Below are 7,959 nucleotides of genomic sequence, written 5' to 3' on the forward strand. Positions count from 1 at the left end.
AAATATTTTATAATTTCTTTTATGAAATACACAGAACTTTTACAATTGCAAACTTTTTTTTCTCAGTTTAAAAAAATCGATTTTATCAAGCGTATCAATGACAATATTTTGGAATTAAGCTTTGACAGAGAAAGATTTATTTTTGATCTCACTCGTGCAATGAGTGCGATTTATACAGCTAAATTTAATGCAAAAAACTATAATGCACCTTTTGATTTTATGCTTAAAAAGTATTTTAGCAATGCTTTTATAAAGGAAGTTAAAGTCCTTGAAGGCAATCGTATTTTATGTTTTAGTGTAAAAGCTAATAAGGCTTATAAAAGCTATGAGAGCAAAATTTATTTTGAATTTACGGGTAAAAATACCAATGTTATTCTTACAGATGAAAAAGATTTGATCATAGAGGCTTTAAGGCATATTGATAAAAGTTATCGTGTTGTAAAACCTAATGTGATTTTAGAGTCTTTAAAGCCTTATAAAATGGATGAAAATTTTGAGGAAATTAAAGACTTTGCAGATTATTTTTCTCGCAAATTTACAAGCATTTATGAGAGTAAAATCAAACAAATAAAAAATTTAAAACTTGCACAAGTGGATAAAAAAATACAAAATTTACAAGAACTTTTTTCTAGTTTAGATGAAGAAAATTCTTTACTCTTAAAAGCTTTAGAATACAGAAAAAGGGCTGATGTATTGTTTGCAAATTTGAGTGTTTTAAAAGATTATGAAAGGGAATTTAAGCTTGATGATTTTGAAGGCAAAGAGCTTGAATTTAAGCTTGAATTTAGTCCTAAGCAAAGTGCTAATTTATACTATAAAAATGCCAAAAAATTAGAACAAAAAGCTAAAAATTTAAACATACAAAGGCAAAATTTAAAAGAAAAGTTAGATTTTACCTTGAGTTTAAAAGAATTATTGCTTCAAGCTAAGAGTGAGATAGAGCTTGAAATTTTACTACCTAAAAAAAATAGCAAAAAAAATCAAGATCATAAACAAGAAGATCTTGTGGCAAATTTTTATTTTAATGAGTTTAAAATTTGCGTGGGTAAAAATGAAAAAGGCAATGAATTTTTACTTAAAAATGCTAAAAAAGATGATTTGTGGCTTCATGTAAGGGATATTCCTAGTGCACATACTTTGATTGTATCAAACAAGCAAAAAATCAGCCTTGATGTGATAGAATTTGCTGCAAGGCTTTGTGTAAGCTTTTCTAAGTTAAAGAAAGGTTCGTATTGGGTCGATTATACCTTAAAAAATTTTGTTAAGGTTCAGCAAAAGGCGTTTGTAAATTATACAAATTTTAAAAGTATTAATATCACGAAGGATTAAAATGCCAGTTAGCCCATTAGGAAATGTCAATTATATAAATCAAAATATGGCTTATCCAGCTACACAAGCAAGCAATGAGCTTGCAAAAGAAGGTTTTGCAGCTACGCTAAATATGGCTGAATTTAATGAAAAAGAAAAAACTTTAAACAAGCTTGAAAAAGTCAATGAGACTCATGAAATCAAAGAAGAGATCAAAGAAAAAGCCGAACAAGAAGAAAAAAAGAAAAAACACAATCAAGAAGCTAAAACCAGCGATGATGAGAAAAATGAAGAAGATGAGTCTAAAGATCCAAATTTTAAAGACGCACAAAGCATTCATCGCTTAGATATTAGTATATAAGGAAAAATATGTTTAATACAACTAGAATTATTTCAGCTCTTGTGATGATAGGGGCTATTATTATTATCGCGTTGATTGATCAATTTTTTATCAATTTTATCGTTTTTGCGGTTTTATTGTATCTATCTTTTAGTGAAGCAAAAAAACTTTTTGCTTTAGAAAATATTTCTATTATCCCTTTGGCTATAGCTTTTATTTTGGGAAGTTTATCGCATAAAGCTTTGCTTTTTGGGATTTTAGCTTTGTTATTAGTCGTTGGATATTTGGTTTATAAAAAGGCTTCCTTAAAACCAGCTCTTATTTATATTTATCCTAGTTTGCCTATTTTAGCACTTTGGCAAGTGTATTTAGATCAGGGTATGTTTGCACTTTTTTGGCTTATCATTATTGTTGCAGCTTGTGATAGTGGGGCGTATTTTATCGGAAAACTTATGGGTAAAACTCCTTTTTCTCCAACAAGTCCAAACAAAACCTTAGAAGGTGTTATAGGCGGCTTGATTTGTGCGAGTATTATTGGAACTATTTTGGGAGTTTTTGTTTATAGTTTTTGGCTTTCTTTGCTTTGTTCGTTTTTTGTAGCGATTTTTGCAGTGATTGGGGATTTGCTTGAGAGTTATTTTAAAAGAGAAGCAGGTGTAAAAGATAGTGGAGATCTTATCCCTGGTCATGGGGGTGTGCTCGATAGGATCGATGCGGTGATCATTGCTGCTTTTGTGATGGTTGCTCTTTTATGATACTTTTTGGAAGTACGGGTAGTATAGGAGTAAATGCTCTTAAACTTGCTGCTTTAAAAAACATTCCCATTTCTGCTTTAGCTTGTGGGGATAACATCACTCTTTTAAATGAGCAAATCGCAAGATTTAAGCCCAAATTTGTTGCCATAAAAGATTCAAAAAATAAGTATTTAGTTAAACACGATAGAGTTTTTATAGGACAAGAAGGTTTAGAGCAAATTTTAACAGAATGCCAAGACAAGCTTTTACTCAATGCTATTGTAGGTTTTGCAGGACTTAAAAGCACTTTAAAGGCTAAAGAACTTGGCAAAAACATAGCCTTAGCTAACAAAGAAAGTCTTGTTGTGGCTGGGAGTTTTTTAAAAGGGGCTAAATTTTTACCCGTTGATAGTGAGCATGCGGCTTTAAAATTTTTACTCGAAGACAAAAAAAATATAGCAAAACTTTATATCACAGCAAGTGGTGGAGCTTTTTATAGGTATAAAATCAAAGATTTAAATCAAGTCAGTGTCAAAGATGCTTTAAAACATCCTAATTGGAACATGGGGGCAAAGATCACTATAGATAGTGCGACTATGGCAAATAAGCTTTTTGAGATTATAGAGGCTTATCATTTATATGATTTTAAAGAAATTGATGCTTTAATAGAACCAAGATCTTTAGTGCATGCAATGTGTGAATTTAAAAATGGAGCTAGCACGGCGTATTTTTCAAAAGCAGATATGAAATTAGCTATTTCAGATGCTATATTTGAAAAACAAGATATGCCTATTTTAGAGGCTGTTGATTTTAGCAAAATGCCCGCTTTAAAATTTCATAAAATTAGCACAAAAAAATATCCTATTTTTAAGCTTAAAAATGCATTTTTAAAAGAGCCAAATTTAGGTGTTATCATCAATGCTGCTAATGAAGTTGGTGTTTATAATTTTTTAGAAAATAAAAGTAGATTTTTAGACATTGCTAAATGCATTTTTAAAGCTCTTGATCACTTTGGAGTGCCTAAAATTTCAAGTATAGAAGAAGTTTTTGAGTATGATTTTAAAACAAGAGAGTATTTAAGGAGTTAAAATGAAATTTTTTTTAATAATTTTATTTTTTATAACAAGTATTTTTGCCTTAGAGCTAGACTTTAGCGTAGGAGAAAATGGAAAAAGCCTAGATGATAATAATACAGTTTTGATTTTTGGTGGAATTCAAGGCGATGAGCCTGGTGGATTTCATGCGGCAAGTTTGCTTTTGAGTGATTATAATATCACTAAGGGTAAGATTATAGTGGCTCCAAATTTAGCTTTTGATAGCATTATAAAGCGTTCTCGTGGGAATAATGGGGATTTAAACCGTAAATTTGCAAGCATTAGCCCAAAAGATCCTGATTATAAAACCGTTCAACGCATTAAAGAGCTTATTTTACTTCCTGAAGTTAGTATGGTGATCAATCTTCACGATGGTTGGGGTTTTTATAAACCCACTTATATCGATGCGATGCAAAATCCTAAGCGTTGGGGAAATTCAAGCGTGATTGACACAAGCGAAATCAATGCAAGCAAATACCCTGATCTTGAAAATATCGCTACTCAAACCGTAAATAGTGTCAATTCTTCACTTGCTGATCCAAAGCATGCTTATCATCTTAAAAATACCAAAACCCAAGAGCTTGGCGATACGGAAATGCTTAAAGCTTTGACTTATTTTGTGATTTCAAATCACAAAGCTGCTTTTGCAAATGAAGCGAGTAAAAATCTGCCTGTAAATTTAAGAGCTTATTATCATCTTTTGGCAATTGAAAATTATCTAAAAACCGCAGGAATTGAATTTAGCAGAGATTTTGAACTCACTCCACAAGGGGTTGATAAAGCCATAAATAAAGAGCTTGAAGTGAAACTTTTTGATGATAGAATTTTACTTTCTTTAAAAAATCCAAGAAAGGTTATCAATTATGTGCCTTTTCCGGTAAATAAAGAGTTAAATTATAATACAAGTAATGAACTTACCGCTGTTATCGCAGAAGGAAATTCTTTTTATATCCAGTATGGCAATCGTTTTCAAACAAGATTATATCCTGAGTATTTAGAATTTAGCGATGCTTTTAATGAAATAACTTTTCAAGTTGATGGTAATGAAACCACAGCTTCTTTTGGAAGTAAGGTAAAAGTAAAAGAGAATTTTCTTATCCCAAAGATAGCTAATGTACGCGTAAATATCATAGGCTTTGATCATGGAAAAGATGAAAGTGGTATTTTAGTTCATAAAAAAAATATGCAAACACAATACTCTTTAGATATGGCAGGTAAAATTTATAGAGTGGAATTTTATGAGTTAAGAGGGGTAAATTTGCAACAACTTTTAGAGGCAAATACCAATAGCAAGTTGATCAAAAATGCTAAAAATTTGGATTTAAACACTCTTAAAATGGCAAGATCAAAAGATAAATTCTTAGGTTCTATTTTAGTGGAATTTGAATGAAAAATCTTATCCTAGCTATAGAAAGTTCTTGCGATGATAGTTCTATAGCTATCATTGATAAAAATACCTTAGAGTGTAAATTTCATAAAAAAATTTCCCAAGAATTAGATCATAGTATCTATGGGGGAGTGGTGCCTGAACTTGCTGCAAGACTTCATAGCGAAGCTTTGCCAAAGATACTTAGGCAATGCAAAGAGCATTTTAAAAATCTTTGTGCCATAGCTGTGACAAATGAACCTGGGCTTAGCGTTTCTTTGCTCAGTGGAATTTCTATGGCAAAAACCTTAGCAAGTGCTCTAAATTTACCCTTAATCCCTATAAATCATCTTAAAGGTCATATTTATAGTCTTTTTTTAGAAGAAAAAATTTCTTTAGATATGGGAATTTTGCTTGTTAGTGGCGGGCATACTATGGTGCTTTATCTTAAAGATGATGCAAACTTAGAGCTTTTAGCAAGCACAAATGATGATAGCTTTGGAGAAAGTTTTGATAAAGTGGCCAAAATGATGAATTTAGGTTATCCTGGTGGGGTCATCATAGAAAATTTAGCAAAAAATGCCAAACTTAAAAATATCTCTTTTAACATACCTTTAAAGCATTCTAAAGAACTTGCTTTCAGTTTTTCAGGACTTAAAAATGCAGTGCGTTTGGAAATTTTAAAGCATGAAAATTTAAATGAAGACACAAAAGCAGAAATAGCCTATGCCTTTGAAAATACAGCTTGTGATCATATCATGGATAAATTAGAAAAAATTTTTAATGTTTATAAATTTAAAAATTTTGGCGTTGTAGGTGGAGCTAGTGCAAACCTTCACTTGCGTTCGCGTTTGCAAAATTTATGTCAAAAATATAATGCAAATTTAAAACTAGCTCCTTTAAAATTCTGCTCCGATAATGCTTTGATGATAGCAAGAGCCGCAGTTGATGCTTATGAAAAAAAGGAATTTGTAAGTATAGAAGAAGATATTTTAAGCCCTAAAAATAAAAATTTTTCAAGGATATAGATGAGAAAAGCTTTTACTATATTAGAACTTGTTTTTGTGATTGTTATTTTGGGAATTTTAGCTGCTATTGCTTTACCAAAAATGAGTTCAAGCAAGGATGAAGCTGAAGTTAGCAAGTCTTTAAACAACCTTAAAACTTTGATCAATGATATAAGCATTTATACTTTAAAAAATGATCATTTAAGCTCCATAAAAACGATGAGTAATGTAAGCGGGGTTGAAAATGCTGATCTTGGCAATTTTAACGGCACAAAAGAAGTAAATTTTCGCGTAGGCGATGATAAAGAATGCTTAAAACTTGTTTTTATAAATAAAGCTGATTTTATACTCATGGGAATTTCAAGCAATGAGGCAAGTAAAAATGCTATCATCAACGCAGCCAATCAGACTCATGAAGATTTAGAAAATATAGACTTTACAAGCTCTTCTAGTAATAAAGCTTGTGTGATTTTAAGTAAGAATGAAAATTTTAAAAACCTAGCGAGCAAAACTTATCTTTTAATAGGGGGAATGTAATGATAGTGAGTAAAACTTATGAGATTGATTCTTGTGATGATGCAGAACTTGGTATAAAAAGAGAATCAAAGCTTGAATTTAAGCTTTGGTATGATAATGAAAAAACACCCAAAGCTTTGGTGTTTGTGGTGCAAGGTATGGGCGATGATATATCATCGATCCAATATGTTGGTGATTATATGGTAAGACAATTTAATACTGCTGTAGTTGGAGTAAATTATCATTGTATTGGTAATCGTCCTCAAACTGGATCAACTTTTTATTTAGATGATATAGACAAGCTTATTTTAAAAGTAAGTTGTGAAGCTGCGGATATCAAGCTTCCTTATGATGTTGATAAAATTTCAAACTATGAACAAATGAGTGAAATTTTTCATTTTGTAAATAATAAAATAATAGAAGGCAAGCAAAAAGGTAATTTTACACCAAATTATTTTTTAAATTTACATGTAAGTTTGCAACCAGCAAAAAATGAATATCAAAATTTTGGGATCATGCAAGCTCAAGATCTTTTAAATGTTGCACTTTATCTTAAGAAAAATGCTCCTTTTGACACTATGGGGGGGGGTATACCAGTTATTATGATAGGTAGTTCTCATGGGGGATATTTAGCACATTTAGCCGCTAAAATTGCACCTTGGCTAATAGATGGAGTGTTGGATAATTCTGCATATGCTAAGTTTTTATGGAGAGTTGTCGGTTTTGGAAAGGAAATAGATTTTATGCAGTATAGCGAATTTGCTACTTTTGATTTTTTTCATCATATTAAAACACATTGTTCGACAAAAACTTTTTGGACAAGTAATTCTTCATCACCTCATTTTTTTTCTCCCGCAAGAAGAAAAATTCGAAATCTTTTAGAGGAAGATCATCTTTTAGAACAATCAAAATGTTTAAAAACTTGCTTTATAAGTTATCATTCATTGTATGATGAGTATGTTTCTTTAAAAGAAAAAACTATGCTTTATAAAGAGCTTGAGAAACTTGGTTTTGATGCAACTTTGCATTCTATTACTAAAGAATCTCAAGTTGATGGAAAATTTATTAAAAACTTAAATCATGGCATGGGAATTCCGGTAAAACTTTTGATTAAGAAAGAACTTCCTTTAATGCTAGAAAAAATAAAACAAAATTCAAAAAAAGATTGTAAAGAAAAATGTATCTCTTATCCTTGTGAGGATTTGTTGTATCAATTTAGCGAAAAAGATGACAAAATATTGTTAAAGATAGATAAAATTTAAGGAAACCTAATGACCATACTAGAAAAAAACATACAAGCTTTATTAAGTGGAGTAAATGAACCCTTAGGAAATAAACTTTTAAATTTCATACAAAATAAAACTTGTTCTCGTTTTAATATAGATGAAAATTTAAATATCTATGATAAAACTCATAATGTTTTTATGTATGAAAATTTAGAAGAAGAATTAAATTTTTTCTATCAAAGTATTTTAGAAAAAACTCCTAGATATCCTTTTATATGTATTTATGGTATAGGCAATGCTTTACTGATTAAAAATTTAGCTAAACACTATAAACATCTTTTTGTATTTGAAAGCGAAATAGAACTTTT

General features: G+C 30.3%; 8 protein-coding genes and 1 pseudogene. All 9 read left to right on the forward strand.

The window, feature by feature from the left end; all coding sequences use genetic code 11:
• Positions 1-21: 21 nt before the first annotated feature.
• Positions 22-1,329: an NFACT RNA binding domain-containing protein gene (locus tag AJN64_RS06620; RefSeq protein WP_002905937.1), complete on the forward strand. Its 1,308-nt coding sequence runs from the start codon at positions 22-24 to the stop codon at positions 1,327-1,329.
• A 1-nt stretch (position 1,330) separates the two neighbouring features.
• Complete coding sequence (locus tag AJN64_RS06625; RefSeq protein WP_002855905.1) at positions 1,331-1,669, forward strand: hypothetical protein; 339 nt, start codon at positions 1,331-1,333, stop codon at positions 1,667-1,669.
• A gap of 8 nt (positions 1,670-1,677) precedes the next feature.
• On the forward strand, positions 1,678-2,403 hold the full coding sequence (locus AJN64_RS06630; protein WP_002898671.1) for a phosphatidate cytidylyltransferase: 726 nt from the start codon (positions 1,678-1,680) through the stop codon (positions 2,401-2,403).
• Complete coding sequence (gene dxr, locus AJN64_RS06635) at positions 2,400-3,470, forward strand: 1-deoxy-D-xylulose-5-phosphate reductoisomerase (RefSeq protein ID WP_070292826.1); 1,071 nt, start codon at positions 2,400-2,402, stop codon at positions 3,468-3,470. Before AJN64_RS06630 ends, dxr begins: the two co-directional genes overlap by 4 nt.
• Position 3,471: 1 nt before the next feature.
• A complete protein-coding gene (locus tag AJN64_RS06640) occupies positions 3,472-4,866 on the forward strand; it encodes a M99 family carboxypeptidase catalytic domain-containing protein (protein WP_070292827.1) in 1,395 nt (464 codons plus the stop codon).
• Positions 4,863-5,870: a tRNA (adenosine(37)-N6)-threonylcarbamoyltransferase complex transferase subunit TsaD gene (tsaD, locus tag AJN64_RS06645; protein ID WP_070292828.1), complete on the forward strand. Its 1,008-nt coding sequence runs from the start codon at positions 4,863-4,865 to the stop codon at positions 5,868-5,870. The genes AJN64_RS06640 and tsaD overlap by 4 nt, the downstream gene beginning before the upstream one ends.
• A complete protein-coding gene (locus tag AJN64_RS06650) occupies positions 5,871-6,386 on the forward strand; it encodes a type II secretion system protein (RefSeq protein ID WP_044794258.1) in 516 nt (171 codons plus the stop codon).
• Complete coding sequence (locus AJN64_RS06655; protein WP_053872553.1) at positions 6,386-7,627, forward strand: DUF2920 family protein; 1,242 nt, start codon at positions 6,386-6,388, stop codon at positions 7,625-7,627. Before AJN64_RS06650 ends, AJN64_RS06655 begins: the two co-directional genes overlap by 1 nt.
• A 9-nt stretch (positions 7,628-7,636) precedes the next feature.
• A pseudogene (locus AJN64_RS06660) lies at positions 7,637-7,959 on the forward strand (motility associated factor glycosyltransferase family protein); the annotation flags it as partial.

It is taken from the genome of Campylobacter sp. BCW_4332, from assembly GCF_001763175.1.
GTDB lineage: Bacteria > Campylobacterota > Campylobacteria > Campylobacterales > Campylobacteraceae > Campylobacter_D > Campylobacter_D jejuni.

Bases quoted from the DNA above. Each gene is read 5' to 3' on its own strand.
- AJN64_RS06620 (WP_002905937.1), top strand. From the start codon at position 22: ATGAAATACACAGAACTTTTACAATTGCAAACTTTTTTTTCTCAGTTT.
- AJN64_RS06625 (WP_002855905.1), top strand. From the start codon at position 1,331: ATGCCAGTTAGCCCATTAGGAAATGTCAATTATATAAATCAAAATATG.
- AJN64_RS06630 (WP_002898671.1), top strand. From the start codon at position 1,678: ATGTTTAATACAACTAGAATTATTTCAGCTCTTGTGATGATAGGGGCT.
- dxr (WP_070292826.1), top strand. From the start codon at position 2,400: ATGATACTTTTTGGAAGTACGGGTAGTATAGGAGTAAATGCTCTTAAA.
- AJN64_RS06640 (WP_070292827.1), top strand. From the start codon at position 3,472: ATGAAATTTTTTTTAATAATTTTATTTTTTATAACAAGTATTTTTGCC.
- tsaD (WP_070292828.1), top strand. From the start codon at position 4,863: ATGAAAAATCTTATCCTAGCTATAGAAAGTTCTTGCGATGATAGTTCT.
- AJN64_RS06650 (WP_044794258.1), top strand. From the start codon at position 5,871: ATGAGAAAAGCTTTTACTATATTAGAACTTGTTTTTGTGATTGTTATT.
- AJN64_RS06655 (WP_053872553.1), top strand. From the start codon at position 6,386: ATGATAGTGAGTAAAACTTATGAGATTGATTCTTGTGATGATGCAGAA.